The sequence below is a fragment of the Paenibacillus sp. L3-i20 genome, assembly GCF_022180385.2.
In the GTDB taxonomy this organism is placed as follows: domain Bacteria; phylum Bacillota; class Bacilli; order Paenibacillales; family Paenibacillaceae; genus Pristimantibacillus.
In genome coordinates this window covers 949,853-971,560 of sequence record NZ_BQME02000001.1, presented here as the reverse complement: position 1 = coordinate 971,560, position 21,708 = coordinate 949,853, and the positions used below count along the sequence as shown (strand labels likewise).

Here is a 21,708-nt window from a genome sequence, read left to right as displayed (position 1 = left end):
CGCATCCGCAATCGGTAGTCACATCCTACACGGATGTGTGGATTGAAATCTTGACCTTATCCCGTATCATCTTATCTAGCACGTCACATCCTACACGGATGTGTGGATTGAAATGTCGCAATCTAGTATAAATGCGATGAAATCAATGTCACATCCTACACGGATGTGTGGATTGAAATATCAAGTACGGCCAGCAAGCACGTATCCAATTTGGTCACATCCTACACGGATGTGTGGATTGAAATATTAATGAGTGACGACGTAAAGAAGAGACCACAAGTCACATCCTACACGGATGTGTGGATTGAAATCATTTCATGGGGGGCGGCAAAAGTGAGGGGTATTGTCACATCCTACACGGATGTGTGGATTGAAATCATTTCATGGGGGGCGGCAAAAGTGAGGGGTATTGTCACATCCTACACGGATGTGTGGATTGAAATCATTTCATGGGGGGCGGCAAAAGTGAGGGGTATTGTCACATCCTACACGGATGTGTGGATTGAAATATCGGTATAAGTACCAATAAACTGAAAAATAGTAAGTCACATCCTACACGGATGTGTGGATTGAAATGTCTACTTTGAGATATAACCCCGTGTCAATGTCGTCACATCCTACACGGATGTGTGGATTGAAATTCGTAATGCAATCAAAGCGCTGATGAACGGTTGGTCACATCCTACACGGATGTGTGGATTGAAATAAGAACTCAATTACTTGCGCCTCGTCAGGGTATGTCACATCCTACACGGATGTGTGGATTGAAATTCGTAAATGAGCCATCCCAGGTCGATCCCGTTAGTCACATCCTACACGGATGTGTGGATTGAAATCATACAGGCTGTTAGTGGTATGGGTGAGCGTGAAGTCACATCCTACACGGATGTGTGGATTGAAATCATTCCATAGTAAATCACTCCTATTTTTAGTTAGTCACATCCTACACGGATGTGTGGATTGAAATTGTCGCTTTCAGTCGATCTTCCAAGCTTCGCAACGTCACATCCTACACGGATGTGTGGATTGAAATCAGTTGTTCAGGCCGTATGTCTCGGTATCGAGAGTCACATCCTACACGGATGTGTGGATTGAAATGCAAGAATTGGACGAGCTACTGAACGAACTTGGAGTCACATCCTACACGGATGTGTGGATTGAAATGTACGTCTTACCGCCCTTATTCGGTAATGATAAGTCACATCCTACACGGATTGTGTGGTTTGAAATGCAAATAGAAAGAGCTTCTTGCTTTGAGTTAAAGTCACATCGTAAATGGATGTGTTGATTAACCTGAAAAGATGGGGGTGGTCATGAAATTTTCATGCACATCCTACACGGAACACTATCATTTAATCTCTAATAGATAATAAGAAATCTTGTTTTTCATACTAAAAATCTGCCATTAACTTGTTTATCGCAATTCGGTAGCGACAATATGTGACACCATTCCAGCTATTGTTTTATTGTTCAATAAAAAGTGATAATAATTATTAATATATTGAAGGAAATTATTGGATTTTGTCGAATTGGTAATCATGGTAGTTCATTTCCTGAAATAAGGAGGGAAGCTATGATTGATAAGGTTATACGACTCATAAACATTATTATTGCAATACAAGCAAAACCAGGAATAACTGCATCAGAACTAGCGCTAAAATTTGATGTAACTATACGTACAATCTACAGAGATATAGATATAATCAGCTTATTTGCTCCCGTTACGAGTGAAGGAAGAGGCACTGGATACAGATTTATTGGTCAATTTTTTATGTACCCGCTTAATTTCTCCGAACAAGAAGCACTTGTTTTTTCTTTGTTGCCTTCTGTATTAGATTTAGAAAAACTTCCCCCTGGTTTTGAAACCGCCCATGATAAGGTCATGTCTACTCATAATAAGGAAAAGTCTCGACTGAATAATATATTTGAAGATATCGCAAAAGTTATTCAAACCGGTACCCCTGCATATCGCAAGGAAAGTCCAAATTACCTACAAACGATTATACAAGCTATTTTGGAGCAAAAAACGATCGAGACGGTTTATCATACCCAGTATAGAAATGAAACAAAGGAGCGGAAAATTGACCCGTATTTTCTTGTCCCTCGTGATCAACGTTTTTATCTTATTGGAAAATGTCACAAAGATGAAAAAGTGAAAACGTTTCGGGTTAGTCGCTTTCTTGAAGTGAAATTTACATCCGACTCTTTCCCTAGGGGCACTTTAGATATTAAAAAATTTTTTAAGAATACATGGTCAATTCAGCAAGGTACCCGGAATGTTACATTTAAAGTGCGGTTTAGTTCTACTGTTGCTAGATATGTAAAAGAAGAAGAATTATTTGTTCGTCCGAGAATGAAAGATATGAATGACGGAAGCATTCTATTCGAAGTAACTGTAAATAACGAGGAAGAGTTTATTAGATGGGTTCGACAGTATGGACCAGAAGCAGAGATACTAGAGCCTTTACAAGCCAGAGAGGCGTTTAAAAAAGAACTAGGTGACTGGATGAAGTTATATTAATGAACCGAACATACATTCGAGACGACGAACTGTCACTTTATTATTGCATAATAGCAATATAAGGGATTAGTAGTAGACAAAATGAAAAGAAAGCAGGCCATCTCATGGATTTTATTGCTCATATTCGAGAAAGCGACAAAGAGATTCAAAGTGTTGAGGAACATTTACTAGGAGTAAAAAAATTGGCCGAATCGTATGGGGAGAAAATTGGCGTTAAGCATATTGCCGGGCTCGCTGGTTTACTCCATGATATGGGCAAATTTACGCTTGAATTTAGAACATATATATTGGATGCAGTCAATAATCCGGATAATCCGCCAAGGCGTGGAAGTGTAGATCATTCAACTGCAGGTGGTAAGTTACTGTTTGAACTGTATCATAATGAACCAAGTCCTAGTTTAAAATGGATTTTGGCAGAAGTAGTTGGCAACGTTATTATTTCGCATCACTCGTATTTACATGATTTTTTGAATCCAGATTTAGAGTCTGATTACTTGAAGCGTGTATTTGAGAAAGATCTTAAGTCATATGAGGAAGCAAAAAGAAACTTTTTCGTTAATGTAGTGAGTGAAGACAGGCTTAGACTATATGTGGGGGAGGCATTGACTGAACTAGAATCATTTATATTAAAACCATCGACAGAATCACAAGAAAGTAAACTAATGTTTTTAACGAAGTTTGTATTTAGTACATTAATTGATGCAGATCGCACAAACACAAGATTATTTGAAGAAAATAAGAGCATCGAGCCACAACTAGAAAGCACGGTGTTATTTCAGGATTATTACGAAAAAATGATGAATAAAATAAGTTCCTTCAAAGAACATAAGGATGCAAACACCACTATTAATCTACTAAGAAAACAAATGTCGGATCGTTGTGAAGAGTTTGCGATGGAATTGCCAAGTATTTATAAACTTTCAATTCCAACAGGTGGCGGAAAAACGTTGGCAAGCTTTCGATATGCACTCAAACATGCAATGGAGTTTGGGAAAAAACGCATTATATGCGTTGTTCCTTATACAACAATAATTGAACAAAATGCTCTAGAAATACGCAAAATCATTCAAGATGATACTAGTTTGCTTGAACATCATTCGAATGTTATTGATGATGGAAACGATGATGATGAGGACATCGATGGCATTGTTAACAAAAACCAGAAATTGAAATTAGCTAAAGACAACTGGGATTCGCCTATTATTTTCACAACGATGGTACAGTTTCTGAATGTTTTTTATGAGCGTGGAAGTCGGAATATTCGGAGAATGCATAATCTGAGCGAATCCGTAATTATTTTTGATGAAGTACAGAAGGTTCCAGTTCCATGTGTTTCATTATTTAATTGCGCTGTTAATTTTCTTAAAACGTATGGTCGATCCACTCTTATCCTATGCACGGCGACGCAACCTACACTTGATTTCGTAGAACATAAACTTGAATTAGAAGCTGAACCTGAAATCATTAATAACTTAGACCACATTATAGAAGAATTCACACGAGTAAAAATAATAGATCGAGCGACAGGTGAGTCCTATACGAATGAAAAACTTGTTCATTTCGTAGAAGAGAAAATTGAAGAAGTAGGAAGTGTTCTAGTTATTCTTAATACGAAGTCGGTTGTCAGACGACTTTATGAACTATTGAGTGATTACGAGGATATATCAATCTATCATTTGAGTACGGCGATGTGTGCTTCTCATCGGAATGACATCTTGGGAAAAGTGCGAGAGCATCTTGCTAGGGAAGAAAAAGTTGTGTGTATCAGCACTCAACTAATTGAAGCAGGAGTTGATGTAAGTTTTAAATGTGTCATTCGTTCGTTGGCTGGATTAGATTCTATTGCACAAGCTGCCGGCAGATGCAATCGTCATGGGGAATGGGGTATTCAGTATGTGTATGTCATTGATCATGAGGAAGAAAATTTAAAGCATTTGAAGGAAATAAGGATTGGGAAAGAGATTTCTAAAAAGCTATTAATTGATTTAAAACAGGATCACAATTGTCATGGTGGGCATGTTCTGTCGATCGATGCGATGAAACAATATTTCCATAGATTTTATAGAGAGTTAGAAACAAATTTGAACTATCCTATTGCGAAATTGGAGAAGAATATGACGGAATTATTATTCGCTAATCGTAAAGATAGCTCTTATTATGTTGCAAACAAGCATGAAAATGGTACGGCATTGCCACTTTTCATTATAAATAGCTATCGAACAGCTGCAAATCATTTTCAGGTTATAGAAAATTATACAACCTCTGTAATTGCGCCTTACGGTGAAGTAGGGAGGGAGATTATTGCGAAATTGAATGGCAATGAGACGATTGAAAATTTAACACAGTTATTACGAAGTTCGCAGCAATACACGATCAACTTACTTCCATACGAAATTCAAAAGTTAACTCAGAATGATGGATTAGTATGTTTGTTTGATGGAAAGGTATGGGCGCTCAAGGAAAGTGCGTATAGTGATAGGTTTGGTGTTGATATTGAAAATGAAAGTGGATTTGGGGACAGCTTTATTTAAGGGTAGAAATGAAAGAAACCTATCTTCGTGGGGAAGTTAGGTTCTCATTTCACACAATATATTTTTCAATCCACGCCCAGTGAAGTGCGACGAATTATTATACCATATATTTAACATAAGTTAATAAGATTCATATAATGTGTTAAATAATACTTTACTTATAGATATCGTTGTAATATTCTATTTATAGAAACAAATGTAATTTTAGAAAGGAGGTGAATCTATGAGAAATTCAGTGGAATTTGTTATATATGGCGATTACGCCCTGTTTACGGACCCTCTAACTAAGTTGGGAGGTGAGAAGCTTAGCTACCAAGTCCCGACTTATCAAGCACTGAAGGGAATTGTGGAATCTATTTACTGGAAGCCCACTCTCATTATGGTGATAGATGAAGTGAGAATTATGAATCCGATCCGTATGGAGTCGAAGGGCATTCGTCCACTGGAATATAGCGGTGGAAATACGCTAGCGAACTACACTTATTTGAAGGAACCGTGTTATCAGGTTAGATCACATTTTGAGTTCAATTTGAACCGTCCAGAGATGGCTTTTGATCGCAACGAAAATAAGCACCACAATGTATTCAAGCGTTCACTTCAAGCGGGAGGTCGCAGGGATGTTTTTCTTGGGGCGAGGGAATGCCAAGCATATGTTGAACCCTGTGTTTTCGGTGAAGGTGAAAGTTTTTATGATAATTACGGAGACATTCATCTTGGCAATATGATACATGGAATTAACTATCCGGATGAAACAGGAAGAGAGCAGTTGGAAGTGCGTCTATGGAGTCCGGTGATGAGAAATGGCATTATTCAATTTATTCGACCAGAACAATGTGAGCAAGTTCGAATTATCTCTGATATGAAGCCTAAATATTTCGATCAGGGAAATGTTGAGCCAGTGGATGTACTATCTGATGAATTAGAAGGGAGGGGGAAACTATGAGTTGGCTACTCCATTTATATGAAACTTACGAGTTTAATTTAGAGCACGTTGGTAAGATCGAAAAAAAACATAACGATCAAGAGTACACGCTGCTACCAATTTCACATACGACTCAAACGGCACATGTCCAATTAAATATAACGGAAGACGGAAAATATCATTCTGCAACAGTTATTGATAAGTCCGACGGAAGTACCCTCATTCCTTGCACAGAGAAATCCGCTAGCAGAGCAGGTGCTGTAGTAGCGCCATATCCACTACATGATAAATTAAGTTATGTAGCAGGGGACTTTGTAGCCTATGGTGGGGAGGTTAAAAAGGGAGAAGATCCTTTTGTAGCTTACATTAGTAAGTTAGGTGAGTGGGCAAATTCTCCTTATGCTGTCCCTAAGGTTAAAAGTATGTACACTTACTTGTCCAAGGGTTGCCTTATTCAAGATTTAGTGGAAAATAAGGTGCTTTATACAGATGAAGATGGGCGATTAATTAATAAATGGGATAAGAAGTATGAAGAGCGATATGGTTCAAAGCCACCTATCTATTCTGTTATTGTTGGTGGTCCTGAAAGTGTGTTTATTAGATTTAATGTCCATTCACATGACCCACTATCAAATGATGTGTGGAAGGACAAAGAGATGCATCAATCTTTTATTCAATACTATCGACAGCAACTTGGCGAAGCAGATTATTGTTATGTGACAGGTGAGTTGTTGCCAAGCACTGATAAACATGCTAATAAGATCAGAAATGCCGGAGATAAGGCAAAGTTAATTTCAGCAAATGATGATACGGGATTCACGTTCCGTGGACGTTTTAATAAGGGATTTGAAGTAGCTAGTATTAGCTATGATGTATCGCAGAAGGCACATAATGCATTAAAGTGGCTCATTAATCGGCAAGGTAAAATTATTGATGGCCGAGTATTTCTTGTGTGGGCGAATAGGGAACTGGATTTACCAGGATTAACGGAGGAATCTTTTGATATTTTTCCTTCCGTTTCCAAAGTAAAGGAGACCATTCCATTTACTTATCGAGAGTTTGCAAACGAAGTTGCGAAGGCATTAGAGGGTTACAAAAATCGGCTTGCCGTTTCTACAAAATCGGATGTAAATATTATGATCCTTGATTCTGCAACAACTGGACGTATGGCTGTACTGTACTATCGAAGCATGAATAAAGAACTTTATTTGGACAGACTTGTTAAGTGGCATTCATCATGTGCATGGTTGCATCGTTATCGCAAGGATGAAGAAGGTAAATTTGTTCAATTTTACGGAGCTCCTGCGACAAAAGATATTGCATTTGCTGCATATGGACCACGTGCAGGAGATAAAATCGTCAAAGGCCTGATGGAGCGAATGTTTCCTTGTATTGTAGATGGTCAAAAAATACCTCGTGATATTGAAATGAGTGCGTTTCACCGTGCTTCTAATCCTGTTGCTATGGAAAAATGGGAGTGGGAGAAGACGCTTAGTATCACTTGCGCATTAATCAATAGAAGGGAGAAATCGAATGTGGCATTAGATCAAAGTAATAATGATCGTAATTACTTGTTTGGACGTCTGTTGGCAGTGGCTGATGTGCTAGAAAGACGTGCACTTGGTCCAGATGAGAATCGTGCGAGCAACGCTATCCGCTATATGAATGCGTTCTCAAAGCATCCAGAGAGAACGTGGAATACAATTCAACAATGTCTACAGCCGTATCAAGCAAGGTTAGGGAGAAAGGCAACAGATTTGAATAGAATTATTGATGAAATAGGTTCACGTCTCCCAGTAGACGAGTTTAATAATAGACCCCTAACAGGCTTGTATCTATTAGGTTATTATAGTCAGCGGCATGAGCTTTATCAGAAAAAGGATAAAGATGAAGATGTTATTGCAGAGCCAATCAACGAATAGGGAGAGATAAAATATGACGATTTTGGATTATAAAATTGATTTTGCTGTTGTACTATCCGTATCGAAAGCTAACCCCAATGGTGATCCACTTAACGGCAACCGTCCTCGTCAAAATTATGATGGGTTTGGTGAGATATCCGACGTTGCATTGAAGAGAAAGATTCGTAATCGCCTGCAAGATATGGGAGAATCCATTTTTGTACAATCAAATGACAGAAAAAATGATACGTTTGGTAGTTTGAGAGAGCGTGCCGATTCCAATGTTGAGCTAGGTAAAATATTGAAGTCCAAAACAGGATCTAGCGATGAGTTTGCTCAGATAGCTTGTCTAGAGTGGATTGATGTTCGGAGCTTTGGACAAGTGTTTGCATTCAAATCAGATAAAGCAGGCTCAGGTGTCTCCGTGGGCGTCAGAGGCCCAGTATCTATTCATACAGCAACAAGCCTTGATCCCATTGATATTACAAGCATACAAATCACAAAAAGTGTAAATTCCGAACCTGGTAATTCGAAAGGATCTGATACGATGGGTATGAAGCACCGTGTAGATTCAGGAGTTTACCTTTTCAAGGGTAGCATTAATACACAATTGGCGGAGAAAACTCAATTTACGAAAGAGGATGCACAAAAATTTAAGCAAGCACTTATTACATTATTCGAAAATGACTTATCTTCAGCTAGACCAGAAGGAAGTATGGAAGTTCATAAAGTTTTTTGGTGGGAGCATACATCTAAGTTAGGACAATACTCGTCAGCGAAAGTACATCGTTCATTGCTGGTAGAGAAACTTGTAGCTGAGCCAAAAGAATTTACAGATTACAGATTTGATGTGCAGTCATTGGAAGGTCTGAAAGTCGAAATTATTGATGGCCTATAACGAAGATGACTATCTTATGTTATCTGGAATACAACATTTTCAATTTTGTAAACGTCAATGGGCATTGATTCACATTGAACAACAATGGGAAGAAAATGTAAAGACGATTGAAGGGCAACATCTGCATAGGAATGCTGATAAGCCGTTTACAAGAGAAAAACGAGGAGACAAGCTCGTCGTTCGCGGAATGCCTGTTAAGTCAAATAAACTTGGCATTTCAGGCATTTGCGATGTTGTGGAGTTTAAAAGAAGTGATCACGGTGTAGAAGTATTTGGAGCCGAAGGGAAGTATGTCGCTTACCCGGTTGAATATAAACGTGGCAAACCAAAAACAAATGACGAAGATATTTTACAATTGGCTGCACAAGCAATTTGTTTGGAAGAGATGCTGTTATGTGAAATAGAAGTAGCCTATATGTTCTACAATGAAATAAAACATAGAGTTGAAGTCCCCATCACTTTGGAAATAAAGCATAAGGTCCAGCGAATCTTCTCAGAGATGCAGGATTACTACAGACGCAGACATACACCGAAAGTGAAAACAGGTTCATTTTGTAAGAGTTGTTCCCTTCATAACATATGTTTACCAGAATTGATGACTAAACGAACCGTGAAAAGTTATGTTGAAGGGAAAATTATGGAATGAAAAAACTACTGAATACGTTGTATGTTACGCAACCAGATGTGTATATGTCACTTGACGGTGATAATATTTTATTGCTGAAAGAACAAGAGAAGTTAGGAAGAATACCTCTTCATAACATTGAATCAATTATCGCTTTCGGCTACACCGGAGCAAGCCCGGCGTTAATGGGCTATTGTGCAGAACGCAATATCGATATCGTTTTTATGACGATGAGTGGGCGTTTTCTAGCAAGAGTAATAGGACAGAGCAAAGGTAATGTTATTTTGAGAAAGAAGCAATATTTGGTGTCAGAAGATGAAGTGATATCAGCAAAAATAGCTCGTAATTTCATTGTCGGTAAAATATATAACCACAAATGGATGCTTGAAAGAATGACAAGAGACTATCCCTTACGAATTGATGTTGCTCAGTTTAAAGCTGCTTCGCAGCAGTTATCTTCTATTATTATTGATGTTAGGGATTGTGAAGATTTAGAGAGATTGCGAGGTTTGGAAGGTCAAGCTGCTGTTTCTTATAATAGATTGTTTAATCATATGATCTTGCAACAAAAAGAAGATTTTTATTTTCATAATCGAAATCGAAGGCCGCCACTTGATAATGTGAATGCAATGTTATCCTTTGCTTATACATTGTTATCTAAAGATATGGCTGCTGCTTTGGAAGCTGTTGGATTAGATGCATATGTTGGATTTTTGCACCGAGATCGCCCAGGGCGGGAGTCTTTGGCACTCGATGTAATGGAAGAATTGCGAGGGGTTTTTGCAGACAAATTTGTATTATCATTAATCAATAAGAAAATTTTGAACAGTGAAGATTTTTTCAAGAAAGAAAACGGCGCGGTTATTATGAAGGATGATGGTAGGAAGACGTTTTTAAAGGCATGGCAAGAAAAGAAGCAAGAGAAGATCACACATCCCTATTTAGGGGAGAAGATTTCTTGGGGACTTGTGCCTCATGTGCAGGCTTTACTATTAGCTAGGTACCTGCGTGATGATCTGGATGAGTATCCGCCTTTTCTGTGGAAGTAGGTGTTTAAGTTGTTGGTGTTAATAACGTATGATGTAAGCACCATCAGCAGTGATGGTCAGAGAAGGCTGCGACAGGTATCTAAAACATGCCAAAGTTACGGTCAGAGGGTTCAAAATTCTGTATTTGAATGTATAGTAGATGCAGCTCAATTTACAGAATTAAAATTAAAACTACTCGATATTATCGATAAGGATCAGGATAGTCTTAGATTCTATCAACTAGGAAACAACTATAAGAATAAGGTGGAGCATGTGGGTGTAAAAGAAGCATTGGACTTGGAAGGGCCACTTATATTCTAGTGCGAAAGTCTGGTGCGAATGTATAGCTCACATGAAATCCCGGGGACATTCGCACCGGATTTAATATTTGAAAAGGTCATAAAAAGGTCGGAATGTATACAAAATCATATTTATTAACTGGTTTTCATGCGATTTCCCTTAAATATAGGGTTCTTTTTGTGTAATTTAAGCTAAAATCGCTGTCGCACCTCGTGTAGGTGCGTGGATTGAAATATGTACTGATCATCCATGCAATTATCGTAAGAGGTCGCACCTCGTGTAGGTGCGTGGATTGAAATCCTTTATCCCACTCCACAAATCGTTCTCTTACTAGTCGCACCTCGTGTAGGTGCGTGGATTGAAATTTTAACAGTGAAGATATTGCGATGCAACATTTCTGTCGCACCTCGTGTAGGTGCGTGGATTGAAATTATTAATAAACCATTAATAGTTGCAAAATCCTCGTCGCACCTCGTGTAGGTGCGTGGATTGAAATTTTGGCTTTGGATTGCAGCTTTAATTGTGCAGCGTGTCGCACCTCGTGTAGGTGCGTGGATTGAAATAGATTATACATTAATAGATTTGCAACAAGCTTGGTCGCACCTCGTGTAGGTGCGTGGATTGAAATTCACGCTGTAATTCCACTCTTTTAAGTTCTGCCTGGTCGCACCTCGTGTAGGTGCGTGGATTGAAATCAACCCCTTGAATACATGCCTTGTTGATGCGACGTCGCACCTCGTGTAGGTGCGTGGATTGAAATAGCGAGAAGAACTTGAGCTACAAAAAAAAATGGAGGTCGCACCTCGTGTAGGTGCGTGGATTGAAATTAATAAAAGTACAACAACCAATTAGTCTTACATCCGTCGCACCTCGTGTAGGTGCGTGGATTGAAATTATCATTAATATATTGTTCAATCTCATGAACTGGTCGCACCTCGTGTAGGTGCGTGGATTGAAATTTAAGAACCAGCTTCAAGCTAGCTTATCGCTAGGTCGCACCTCGTGTAGGTGCGTGGATTGAAATAAACAAGAGAGAACTATTCATTGAGACCTATATGTCGCACCTCGTGTAGGTGCGTGGATTGAAATCACCTGTTTTGAGAACATGGCTATTAAGATCCGCGTCGCACCTCGTGTAGGTGCGTGGATTGAAATTGGATTTCATCAAACAAGCATATTTGATATATCCCGTCGCACCTCGTGTAGGTGCGTGGATTGAAATACCTTATCCCGACCAGGATAAATATCTGGACTTCGTCGCACCTCGTGTAGGTGCGTGGATTGAAATTGGAGAAGTCGCCATTTTCGATGAACGAGACATGTCGCACCTCGTGTAGGTGCGTGGATTGAAATAAGAGCATCCAACCAGCGCTCAGATTGAACTGTGTCGCACCTCGTGTAGGTGCGTGGATTGAAATAGTGAAGGAGGAAACAGAACAATGATTAAACTAAGTCGCACCTCGTGTAGGTGCGTGGATTGAAATTTGCCATCAGCTCACCCAATTCAAAGCGCCACGAGTCGCACCTCGTGTAGGTGCGTGGATTGAAATGAACAGACGGATGGAACGGACAACCCGCGATTGTGTCGCACCTCGTGTAGGTGCGTGGATTGAAATAGAGATTATCCGGAGAGAGCTACCGTGGAGAGGGTCGCACCTCGTGTAGGTGCGTGGATTGAAATATCTGTCTGCATTTTAGCCATCCGTGCTGCTTGCGTCGCACCTCGTGTAGGTGCGTGGATTGAAATACTTCACACATTCACGAAATAGATGAGGTTGTTGGTCGCACCTCGTGTAGGTGCGTGGATTGAAATGCTCAATCTCGCTTTCGTACAGTGATTTTATCCCGTCGCACCTCGTGTAGGTGCGTGGATTGAAATGTCAGTCATGTAGCCATAGTTGCCGCCGCCGCCAAGTCGCACCTCGTGTAGGTGCGTGGATTGAAATACCATGAGGCTCAAAAAGATACGTATAGCCAAAGTCGCACCTCGTGTAGGTGCGTGGATTGAAATTTTTAAAAAGGGTTTAGCGTAATAGAGCTTCCGGGTCGCACCTCGTGTAGGTGCGTGGATTGAAATTACCCATCGGGCTGAAGCTTAGACTAGCATCAAAGTCGCACCTCGTGTAGGTGCGTGGATTGAAATAATGATTGATTAAGAGCACCGTTCACAGCATCACGTCGCACCTCGTGTAGGTGCGTGGATTGAAATTTTTCCTGAACCTCTGTACCTCAGTAGCTAGGTCGTCGCACCTCGTGTAGGTGCGTGGATTGAAATATGGATGGTTTGGACTAGATGCCATATCGCCTAGTCGCACCTCGTGTAGGTGCGTGGATTGAAATTGCGAAGGGTGATGAAGGCTTGCTTCTCGTCCAGTCGCACCTCGTGTAGGTGCGTGGATTGAAATATTTTGCATCCACGGGGCGTTAAGTTTACAAGCGTCGCACCTCGTGTAGGTGCGTGGATTGAAATTGATGAAAGGCGCTCACTGGTTATGCGGTGAGCGGTCGCACCTCGTGTAGGTGCGTGGATTGAAATAAGATTAAGATGTCCCCATAAACACGGTTACCGAGGCTACGGTCGCACCTCGTGTAGGTGCGTGGATTGAAATATCTCTCGTTGCAATTGATCAATTGGAACCCCTTGTCGCACCTCGTGTAGGTGCGTGGATTGAAATCTCTGGAAATCTGGACGACTTCTCGAAAAAAACGTCGCACCTCGTGTAGGTGCGTGGATTGAAATAATGATCATCTCCCAAATGATGTATGAGTTAGTGGTCGCACCTCGTGTAGGTGCGTGGATTGAAATTCTGGGCACAGGCGAAGAAGATTGGTATGGATCGTCGCATCTCGTGTAGGTGCGTGGATTGAAATCAGAAGCTGAATTCTTGTGTGCGCTATTATAGAGTCGCACCTCATGTAGGTGCGTGGATCGAAATAAATGTCTTAGATCAGTTGAGCGACTCTAAATAGTCACACCCAGTATGGGATGTCGATGAAATAGCCAGTTTCGTCGAATGCAGTACCTGTTAACGGCGTTTCATCCTTTAAACATATGTGAAGTGGTAGGTTCTTTGTTGATTTTACAATACGAGACTCGCATAACCAGAATCTCAAAATAGCGTGTTTGTATAAAAGATTTGCCAAAGAATAGACATTGTATGTAAAGAACAAGGTGCTATAATTGGTTTTGAGCGAAATGAGAATGATAATCATTTTAATTAAATTGTTGTTTCGTTACATTACCATTTATATAGGAGTGGGCAGAACATGGTGGCATTCGCAAGAACGCGCAAAATATTGTGGAGTGGAATGGTTGGTTTACTTATTGCTGTTACGGTACTTACTGGTTGCGGTAATTCAGGGGAAAAGCAAACAGAAGGATCGACGAATAAAGGAAACGCAGTCAGCACTGAGACTACAGCAACGGCTGAGAATGCGGAAAAGAGTGAAACACGTGTGGTAAAAGACTTCTTCGGCGACGTGAAAATTCCAGCTAAGCCACAGCGAATAGCTGCTATTTATTTGGAAGATTATCTAGCTGCATTAGGAGTTGAGCCAATTGTACAGTGGTACCATCCGATGTGGGGTAAACAGGAATATTTGAAATTGAGCGTACCTCAATATGATATTACCGGAAGTATTGAATCACTGCTTGAGGCGAAGCCAGATCTTATTATTTCTGATGGATATGCAAGTCCTGAAATATATGAAAAATATTCTAAAGTTGCTCCTACTTATCGGCTGACAGACGAAGATGTCGGAGGAGGTGCCTCGGCAATTCTCCGTACAATAGGCGATCTAGTTGGAGAGTCGGAAAAGGCAGAGCAATTAATCAAGGATTACGATCAGAAGGTTGCCGATATGAAATCAAAACTACAAGCAAAGATCGGGACAGAATCCGTTGCTGTAATTCGTCTTAATATCGGAGAGAAAGATCTTAACATTTTGGGAATAAAAAATAAATTTGTTGGCTCTATTTTGTACAAGGAACTGGGATTGACCCCGCCTAAATTGGTCGCAGAGATGGAGAAGTTTATTGATACGATTTCTATGGAGGTAATACCGAACCTTGGAGCGGACCATATAATTGTTCTGACTTCGAATGGCTCATGGTCCTCACCTGAAAATAAAGAATCGATTGATAACTTACTTAACGATCCGCTTTGGAAAACTAATTCTGCTGTTAAAAACGGCAACGTATATTTTGTAGAACGTACCTACTGGCAGACGGGAGCTTTTACAGCTAATCAGCTCAAGATGGAAGACTTAGAAAAGCACTTGCTTCAATAATAATGTGATAATTAGTTATTCTATGAAATAGGAAAGAGAGCATTTCAGCAGCGATGTTGAAGTGCTCTTTTTTATGTTATATTGTATTTAAATGATAATAGTTCTCACAACTAGAAGGTGGGAGGTGAGCCTGTGGATGAAGTTACTGCAAAAAAAGTTGCTGCACCAAGTATGTTTTACCGAATGATCGGATTAGATTATAGGGGGAGTGGAGTTAATGAGCAGAAGGAAATTCCCGGAAATGGAGCCTATCGGCTGCTTGTATTTACTGAAGGCGAAGGGCGTCTTACTCTCAATGAATTTGGCTACCGGCTAGTACGTGGCAAATGCTTTATTACTACGCCTAATATGGAGATTGGTATCGAATCAGGGAATTTGGGACTTGTTTATTATGAAATACTCTTTGAAATCTTTTATAAAAATGATGTTGGTTTTACTTCTTCACAAGAACAACAGAGTCCGTCGTTTCCTTATGTAGGAGAGCTTGAGTGCTCTCCGTTTTTTCAGTTCTTGGAATGGGTCAAAGAACTCTATAGTGATTGTTCATCCGAAACAAATGATGAATTGACTTTATTTGATCAGCAATTGCGATTTCAGATGTTGCTTCGTCATATTTTTAAGCAAAATAGTTCAGCTTCTATTATTCAGGGCAGTCGACAAGCAGTGGAAACTACGATCGAGCTGTTACACCAGGATTATGACGATGTCTGGACGGTGGACCGAATGGCTGCGATGGCCAATGTTGGACGTGGACAATATACTCGATTGTTTAAAGAGATGACAGGTCAGGTTCCGTTAACGTATTTGTCCGATATTCGAATGGACAAGGCTAAGCAATTACTGCAAGCGACCGATGATCGTTTATTTGATGTTGCCCAGAGCGTAGGTTTCGGCAATGAATTTTATTTTAACAGGCGTTTTAAGCAGACGGTAGGTCTGTCACCGGGGCAATATCGACGTCATTATCGAGAAGATATTCGCGTATTTGCTCCTTTTTTGGAGGACTTTATGTTGGCACTCGGCATTACACCTCTCTTGCAATGCTCCTTAGTAGGGTGGGGCACGCCATCCTACTTGGGTCTCAATCATATACCTACAGTTGAGTTATCCGATAAATATTCGGTCACACTTCCGTGCAAGCCAGATTTTATTATGGTAGATTGCGGTTTTTCTGAAAAATGGGGATTTGAAACCCCAGAAAAAGAGGTTCCTCTTTATCATATATCCAGTCAAGGAGAGGATTGGAGGCAATCCTTACAAACAGTAGCAGATTTGCTAGGTAGGGGCAAACATGCCAAGGTTGATCAAGTTATTTCCGAATATGAACGGAAAGCAGATTCGGCTCGCAAGGCACTCCGCCAGTACCGCGATCATAACGTTGCTTTTCTACGGGTAAGTGAAAATGAAATTCAGTTGTATGCCGGTCCCGATAAGGGTTATACGGGTCCAATTCTTTACCGTGATCTTGAACTAACGCCACATCCTCTCGTAAAGCAATTAACAAGTCATGCTCGGAAAGTAGCATTGACGCCAGAGTTACTTGCGCAATTGGATGCGGATCTGTTGTTCGTTACCTATGAAATTTTGGAGATAAATAAGAAGAAACGATATGCCAACTATCTTTTGAAGTCACTCCCAGCAGTTCGTCATAGACGAATCATTGAGGTTGATTTCCTTAACTGGATGAGTTACGGGATACTCTCCCACAGGAAAAAGATAGATGATGTGATGCGTGCTCTTGTATAAGAAGCGTCGTAGATTCTATTGTGCTTAACTCGCCAATGGGAATATCGATAGCCGTAATCGACTGGGAAGAAGAGGTATTCACATATCGAGGAACAATTAACTATGGAGGATTAGATAAAATAGTCGTTCTGCAACGAATTGAACATTACTTTAAGCAGAAGAGGGGGAGCACATGAGTCCCCCTCTCTCCGCCTAAATATTTTTATATTTCTAGATATACAGAAATATAAACGAAAAAAATTACTCCAACAAATAAGGGGCATATTTGGCCGCAACTTCACGGTTGACGCTGTAGTAGATGTAGGTGCCGTCCTTGCGCAGGTTCAGTAATCCACATTCCGTTAACTGCTTCAAGTGATGAGAAAGTGTCGATCCAGCGACAGTTGCCAGCTTGTTCCCAATAGTTGAGCAACATAAATTTTTCTCCTCGATTAGCAGAAGAGCAATTTTTAGCCGGGTAGGTTCGCCAAGTGCTTTATATACTTTGATCGCTTGCAGCATTTCCAGATTTTCTTCTACCATTCGTTTTCCCTCACTGTTTTCTTCGTTTTTTATTTCTATGTATATCGAAATAAAGAGTACCATATCCACTGGCGATAGTAAATAGTTCTGGATAAAATTAGGGGGCGGAGCAGCTAGTTAAGATCCCACTTTCTGCTCCGCCCATTCCTTCGTATACCAACTGGCTTGTTTGCGGAACATGGCTGCATATTCCCCGTTTAAGTGCATTAATGTATCGTGGTCCCCATTTTCAACTAACTGACCATGTTTAAGAACGATGATTCGATCTGCGAACCGACAGCTTCCTAGTCGATGCGTAATAAAGACGGCAGTTTTGTCATTCGTTAAGCTCATAAGGTTTTCAAAGATAGCAGATTCGGTCATAGGATCAAGAGATGCGGTTGGCTCGTCTAATACGATCATTTCAAAATTTCGGTAGAATGCTCGGTTAAGGGCAATACGCTGCCATTGGCCATAAGAAAGCTCATGTCCACCGTCAAAATGAACGCCCAGTACGGTGTCCCACTCTTGTGGCAACTTATTAATGAAGGAAATAGTATTTGCTTGTATGCTAGAGGACTGTAGTCTACTGCGATTATTCAGCTCAGACACCTGTCCGAGGCCGATATTCTCCCAGACAGGGAAGGGATACTGAACAAAATCTTGAAAGATGGCACTTACATTGCTTCGTAGGTTGTCTGCCTTTAGCTGCGAATAAGGTATGCCATCGACTGCAATATCGCCGCTGCTAGGTTTGTATAGTCCAAGAAGAACTTTCGCCAACGTACTTTTTCCAGCTCCGTTATCGCCTACAATGGCAATTTTCTCACCGGCATGGATCGTGAACGTTATCCCATCGAGCGCTGGCCTAGATGCACCATCGTATTGGAAGGATACATTGTTAATGGCAATGCCATGTTGTATGGGGGCGGGAAAGTCCATTTCCCCCTTGAGGTTATTTTCTTCAGGAAGATGAACAAAATCTATAATCTCATTCGTATGCAGCAAGTCTTGATGGATTCTTGAATAGCTTTGAGCTAAGCTTTGAACGAGCGCTTGGGTGCTGAACAACGCTTGTGCTAGAGCGACGTATCCTCCAATTTCCAAACCGCCATTCACCCCAGTATGCAGAGAAAAAAGTAACATGCCGCTTAGAAGTGTCAGCGTGAATATCTGTACGCCATACGTAATACTGATCGTTTTTCTTTCCAATGAGAGAACACGCTTCGCATTTCTCCAAGCGATTGTCTTCCACTTATTTATTAGATAGGGGGCCGTTTCAAACACACGAATTTCCTTAGCAGCTTCGCGACTTTTCAGCAGATTGCTAATGTAGGATGACATCCGCTCATCCGGCGTTTGATGTACGATGAGTTTAAACTTGGATTTACTTTCATACAAATAGGACCATAACATTGGAATAACGAGTAGAAGCATGCCGAGAGAAAGAAGCCAGTGGAATTGATATAACACGATCATAAATCCAATGACTGTAATAAAGCCTTGGAGCATCATTAAACAGGTGAAAATGATTCCGATCCCTTGCAGCTGTAAGCCTAATGCGGTTCGTTGCAGTTGATCATAACTAGAGTGATTATCAAAGTACGTTAAGGACAATCGATTTACTTTCGCCGACATCAATTCATCGAAATAAAGCGTTGCACGTTGATTAAAGTATTGCTGCGCATAATTAAACACACTGGTTAGAAGAGCGGCAATCAGAAGCAATGCAAGCTGTAGCCAAACGAGCCGTTCAAGCGATTGGAAATCGTCTCCATTGTTCCCTTGGAACAAAAAAGCAGCTTCATTTACCAATTTACTTGTAAGTTTTATCTGTGCGATCGGAATAAATGCCTGTGCTAGTGTTACGCATATGAGAATAACTAGAGTTAAGCCCGAGATCCTCCACAATATAGGAAGCAAGAAACCGAATGTACGAAACTTGCTGTAAGATCGATTCATTATGACACTGCTTTGGAAATATAGAGAGGGTAATGCGATAACGTTTCACCATCAACATCTGTCATCACAAAATGAAATAATCCTTCTTCATGGACAACAAAACGTGGCTGAAAGGCCATATCCATCCCCGAAGGAACATGGCTTTGTCGTTTGTTGATAAGACCATCGCATTTTTTCTGCCATACAATTTCTTTATTAGAATCATAAACCTTAATAAATACGACCCCTTCACTCGTCCCCAAAAATAATACTTTAGCCCATAAATAAAAAAGAGTCACCGAAGGAAACGTACGAATGTGAACTTCATTGCGAACATTTTGGATACAATGTGCCCTCGCTTCATAATTGTCTACGACTTTATCAGCTATAATGAGTTGTCCGCTTACTGTTGCGTGCATAATTCAGCCTCCTCTTTGGGATGGAATATCATCATTTTCCGTTCTACAAACATCTCTACCTCCGTGTACCGATTGAGCGCTATCCCATTCCACTGATAGGCTATCGATTCTTCATTCAGCAACATCAGCCATTTGGAATCGTGGCATTCGGCTTTGTTACGTACACTGCGGCAACTGCTCCAAGCTCGTTGTTTCAGAAGAATAATAAATGCTGGCGCATCCAAAAAAACAATGACATCCTGAAATGCCCTATGTTTCGTCGAAAGTAATTCATCTAGTTTTTTAAATGATGGATGTGCGTAATGAACGCTAAGAATAGTAATGTTTGGTGCAGCTGACCAAGCTTCCTCCGCCGAAGCGGCACTTGCTATTTGCCATTCTATCGCATTTATTTTACGTTTCATTCGGATTAACGGCAGTGATCCGAGAGCCAACACGGATAATGATCCGATAAGTAACCATATGATCATCATGCGTTCACCTTGAGGGTTGTGTGTCGATTACGTGTTTGGTAATAATCGATTAAGATCATTGAACCACAAATAGCTATGATACTGACGATAAGCTGCATGAAGACCATGTACGTAGAAAGAGCGTACGTCGGAACGATACATTTGCCTGCACAAAGTGCGATAAAGATCGTGTTTCGGCTGAGTGGATAGCGATTAAGGAAGCTTATAGAGCCAAAGCAGGAACAAGTACTGCTGTTCTCCCGGTCAAGGCGACGTTTCCGCAGCAATAGTAAATTGAACATAAGCAGCAAAACAATCGCAGCCATTTCTTTATAATAAAGGGCTAAACCAGATGCGAATGCTATAAATAGCATAAACTCAGAGATGAGCAACACTATTGCTGCTGGACGAATCCACTCTAATCGTATGATGCGATAGGAGTGTATCGAAAGCTCTAAATCTCTGAACATGCTTGCTTTAGAATAAAAAGCTGCGAAAAAGAGTGCCGCTATTAGTAAGTCCACCACAAACACAGCACTCGAAAGCATGCTATCCGCCTCCTTGTTCGATACCAAGTTGTCTATATAGATCAGTAATATCTTGAATCGTAAAGCGTTGCTTCATCAGACCATGTTCGAGAATAATTGCAGCTGGTGTTGCCTCCAATTGGAATTGTGCTTTATAACTTTTCTCCGCCATTGTTAAGACAGGGAATGGATAGTCGTAGTAATGGACAAGCTCCATGTTATCTTCCTGCGGTCCGCTGCTGACGAGCAGAAGAAGGCCGGTATATGTTTGGCTAAATAAGAGAAGCTTTGGAAGTAAATCAATGCAGCTGCTACAGGTCAAAGAAATGAATAGAATGGTGGCCGATGGGGTATTTGCTAGTCTTTCATCTAACGAAAGGTCAGGGAAGCGTTGTCCCAGAACGAGGGAATCAGATGTCACTTCTTCTTCACTAGATATGTAGGGTGCTTGGAATTGATCACTCTCCAAAGTGTCGCTCTTAAACAAATCGCGAAAGCTAAGCTTGCTCACTGTGATTCCCCCTTAAGTGAAGACACTGGTTGCTGATTCAAAAACTTTTTGAATGGGAACAGAAGTTTTTCCAAATAGTCGAGACTGCCTGCATGTTCAATAGTTATGATCTGTCCATCTGCATTTAACCCGTACGCCCACGGATAGCCGCGGGTTTTTAACTCGCCGAACAACACATCATCAGATGCATGGTAAATTTTGGCAGTGTGATGAAAGACTTGTTTCGCCTTTTCGAACGTATCTTCTTCTGTATCCAAGAAAATATGCATATTAGCGGTTGGATATTGCTGCACAAAAGTATTTAGAGCCTCCATGGCAGGAAGACAGGCTGCACAGGTGGTGCTTATGGTTGCGAGCAGAAGATGGTCCGTAATGAGATCATAGAGGTGTAAAGACTCATAGTGAGGGATAGCGATATTGGACATATAGTCACCAATTTGTAAGCCCTCTTCTACTTTTAAAAATGATGGGATCGTTTTTTCTATTGGATTCATTGTGTTCATTCTCCTTTCTAAGCAGTTGAATAGTAGAAAGAGAATCTCCCATTTCAAATGAGAGATTCTCTCTATAAAGAGATTACCAGCAATCACAAGGT

The 21,708-nt window shown here is 40.6% G+C and carries 18 protein-coding genes and 2 CRISPR repeat arrays (1 of these 20 running past the window's edge); of the genes, 11 read left to right on the top strand and 7 right to left on the bottom strand.

Translation table 11 applies throughout. The features are described from left to right. A CRISPR array of direct repeats spans nt 1–1,164; the repeat unit is 32 nt; unit sequence GTCACATCCTACACGGATGTGTGGATTGAAAT; it reaches 1,165 nt to the left of the window's first position. A 409-nt stretch (nt 1,165–1,573) separates the two neighbouring features. The 11 genes from MFF31_RS04715 to MFF31_RS04665 all read left to right on the top strand — a co-directional run bounded on the left by MFF31_RS04715 (nt 1,574) and on the right by MFF31_RS04665 (nt 16,938). After that, complete coding sequence (locus MFF31_RS04715) at nt 1,574–2,521, top strand: helix-turn-helix transcriptional regulator (RefSeq protein WP_238186953.1); 948 nt, start codon at nt 1,574–1,576, stop codon at nt 2,519–2,521. Nucleotides 2,522–2,625: 104 nt separating this feature from the next. Continuing rightward, the gene (cas3, locus tag MFF31_RS04710; RefSeq protein WP_238186952.1) at nt 2,626–5,052 is read left to right on the top strand and encodes a CRISPR-associated helicase Cas3'; all 2,427 of its coding nucleotides are present in this window, start codon (nt 2,626–2,628) and stop codon (nt 5,050–5,052) included. A 223-nt stretch (nt 5,053–5,275) separates the two neighbouring features. Further along, complete coding sequence (cas5c, locus tag MFF31_RS04705) at nt 5,276–5,995, top strand: type I-C CRISPR-associated protein Cas5c (RefSeq protein ID WP_238186951.1); 720 nt, start codon at nt 5,276–5,278, stop codon at nt 5,993–5,995. Then, complete coding sequence (gene cas8c / locus MFF31_RS04700) at nt 5,992–7,896, top strand: type I-C CRISPR-associated protein Cas8c/Csd1 (protein ID WP_238186950.1); 1,905 nt, start codon at nt 5,992–5,994, stop codon at nt 7,894–7,896. Before cas5c ends, cas8c begins: the two co-directional genes overlap by 4 nt. 13 nt (nt 7,897–7,909) lie before the next feature. Then, nucleotides 7,910–8,773, top strand: a complete 864-nt coding sequence (gene cas7c, locus MFF31_RS04695; protein ID WP_238186949.1) for a type I-C CRISPR-associated protein Cas7/Csd2 — start codon at nt 7,910–7,912, stop codon at nt 8,771–8,773. Further along, nucleotides 8,763–9,419, top strand: a complete 657-nt coding sequence (gene cas4 / locus MFF31_RS04690; protein WP_238188492.1) for a CRISPR-associated protein Cas4 — start codon at nt 8,763–8,765, stop codon at nt 9,417–9,419. Before cas7c ends, cas4 begins: the two co-directional genes overlap by 11 nt. Further along, nucleotides 9,416–10,447: a type I-C CRISPR-associated endonuclease Cas1c gene (cas1c, locus tag MFF31_RS04685; RefSeq protein ID WP_238186948.1), complete on the top strand. Its 1,032-nt coding sequence runs from the start codon at nt 9,416–9,418 to the stop codon at nt 10,445–10,447. Before cas4 ends, cas1c begins: the two co-directional genes overlap by 4 nt. 9 nt (nt 10,448–10,456) lie before the next feature. Next, on the top strand, nt 10,457–10,747 hold the full coding sequence (gene cas2, locus MFF31_RS04680; RefSeq protein WP_238186947.1) for a CRISPR-associated endonuclease Cas2: 291 nt from the start codon (nt 10,457–10,459) through the stop codon (nt 10,745–10,747). A gap of 181 nt (nt 10,748–10,928) precedes the next feature. Continuing rightward, nucleotides 10,929–13,662: direct repeats of the CRISPR family, unit length 32 nt; unit sequence GTCGCACCTCGTGTAGGTGCGTGGATTGAAAT. A gap of 331 nt (nt 13,663–13,993) precedes the next feature. Further along, complete coding sequence (locus MFF31_RS04675; protein WP_238186946.1) at nt 13,994–15,016, top strand: ABC transporter substrate-binding protein; 1,023 nt, start codon at nt 13,994–13,996, stop codon at nt 15,014–15,016. A gap of 132 nt (nt 15,017–15,148) precedes the next feature. Beyond that, the gene (locus MFF31_RS04670) at nt 15,149–16,762 is read left to right on the top strand and encodes a helix-turn-helix domain-containing protein (protein ID WP_238186945.1); all 1,614 of its coding nucleotides are present in this window, start codon (nt 15,149–15,151) and stop codon (nt 16,760–16,762) included. Nucleotides 16,763–16,797: 35 nt separating this feature from the next. Continuing rightward, nucleotides 16,798–16,938, top strand: a complete 141-nt coding sequence (locus tag MFF31_RS04665) for a hypothetical protein (protein WP_248565399.1) — start codon at nt 16,798–16,800, stop codon at nt 16,936–16,938. A gap of 64 nt (nt 16,939–17,002) precedes the next feature. On the opposite strand, the gene MFF31_RS04660 is transcribed toward MFF31_RS04665, so the two are convergent. From MFF31_RS04660 to MFF31_RS04630, 7 genes are all read right to left on the bottom strand, one after another. Beyond that, nucleotides 17,003–17,284, bottom strand: coding sequence for an ArsR/SmtB family transcription factor (locus tag MFF31_RS04660; protein WP_238186944.1), 282 nt, complete (start codon nt 17,282–17,284; stop codon nt 17,003–17,005). Nucleotides 17,285–17,401: 117 nt separating this feature from the next. Beyond that, nucleotides 17,402–19,225 (bottom strand): ABC transporter ATP-binding protein, encoded by a 1,824-nt coding sequence (locus tag MFF31_RS04655; RefSeq protein WP_238186943.1) that lies wholly within the window; start codon nt 19,223–19,225, stop codon nt 17,402–17,404. Next, nucleotides 19,225–19,623, bottom strand: coding sequence for a hypothetical protein (locus MFF31_RS04650; protein ID WP_238186942.1), 399 nt, complete (start codon nt 19,621–19,623; stop codon nt 19,225–19,227). Before MFF31_RS04650 ends, MFF31_RS04655 begins: the two co-directional genes overlap by 1 nt. After that, complete coding sequence (locus MFF31_RS04645) at nt 19,608–20,096, bottom strand: hypothetical protein (protein ID WP_248565398.1); 489 nt, start codon at nt 20,094–20,096, stop codon at nt 19,608–19,610. Before MFF31_RS04645 ends, MFF31_RS04650 begins: the two co-directional genes overlap by 16 nt. Then, the gene (locus tag MFF31_RS04640; RefSeq protein WP_238186940.1) at nt 20,093–20,623 is read right to left on the bottom strand and encodes a MauE/DoxX family redox-associated membrane protein; all 531 of its coding nucleotides are present in this window, start codon (nt 20,621–20,623) and stop codon (nt 20,093–20,095) included. The genes MFF31_RS04645 and MFF31_RS04640 overlap by 4 nt, the downstream gene beginning before the upstream one ends. 1 nt (nt 20,624) lies before the next feature. Continuing rightward, nucleotides 20,625–21,113, bottom strand: coding sequence for a hypothetical protein (locus tag MFF31_RS04635; RefSeq protein ID WP_238186939.1), 489 nt, complete (start codon nt 21,111–21,113; stop codon nt 20,625–20,627). After that, nucleotides 21,110–21,607, bottom strand: a complete 498-nt coding sequence (locus tag MFF31_RS04630; protein ID WP_238186938.1) for a TlpA family protein disulfide reductase — start codon at nt 21,605–21,607, stop codon at nt 21,110–21,112. The genes MFF31_RS04635 and MFF31_RS04630 overlap by 4 nt, the downstream gene beginning before the upstream one ends. Between the last annotated feature and the right edge of the window lie 101 nt (nt 21,608–21,708).